Source organism: Oleiphilus sp. HI0128 (assembly GCF_001635365.1).
Genome location: NZ_LWGG01000629.1, coordinates 1 through 759, shown reverse-complemented (window position 1 = coordinate 759; position 759 = coordinate 1). Strand labels below are relative to the sequence as shown.

Here is a 759-nt window from a genome sequence, read left to right as displayed (position 1 = left end):
CATTGTTTCTTACTGACGTGATACAAGGAATATGTCTCGATATGTGGTTATTTATATCTATCATGCCGCGCATAAAGTTTGTCATAGATAAACTGTCTGAACCAACGATGCATTGGGTCATGGTGCATCCGTGCGTGCCAAAACATGGCGATCTCTAAGGGTGGAATGGGGAAAGGAGCGCTAACGACGGTAAACTTATCCTGGTCGACATAACGTCGAATAAAACCACTGGGTAACAGAATCATATAATCGGTCGCGGCGATGATTTCCAGCGCAGCAAAAAAGTGTGGCACCGTGAGCGCGACCTTTCGTTGTTGACCAATGCTTTTAAGGTAGTCATCAACCGGACTTTTGCTGGTGCCTGAGGAGCTAATTACGATATGGTTCATACCAATATATTCTTGTAAGTCTATCTTTCCTTCAGAGGGATGAGACTTCCTGATAACGCCTGCGTAGTTATCTTGAGCAACGATGCGTTGGTGTATGTTATCGGGTGGAGAGGTGACGCCACCAATCATCAGGTCTACCTGATTATGTTCAAGCTCAGTGAGTAGGCTTGAGCGCCAATCAACTGTTGATAAACTTAACTTTGGTGCGGCTTCTTGCAATAGCGGAACTAATTTTGGTAATAGGTTATTAGTGCCATAGTCGGTCGTTGCAAGTCTTAAGGTACCTTCGTAATCTTTAGGGCTGAACTCGATAGGGTCAAGTAAAACACTGATTTGCTCGAGTGCCTGATACACTAAGGGAAGCAGTTGT

1 protein-coding gene is annotated in these 759 nt (G+C 44.5%); it reads right to left on the bottom strand.

Annotated elements, in window-relative coordinates; translation table 11 throughout:
• Nucleotides 1-47: 47 nt before the first annotated feature.
• Nucleotides 48-759: LysR substrate-binding domain-containing protein (locus tag A3763_RS07900; RefSeq protein ID WP_068759973.1), on the bottom strand; the 712-nt coding region annotated here is incomplete at its 5' end.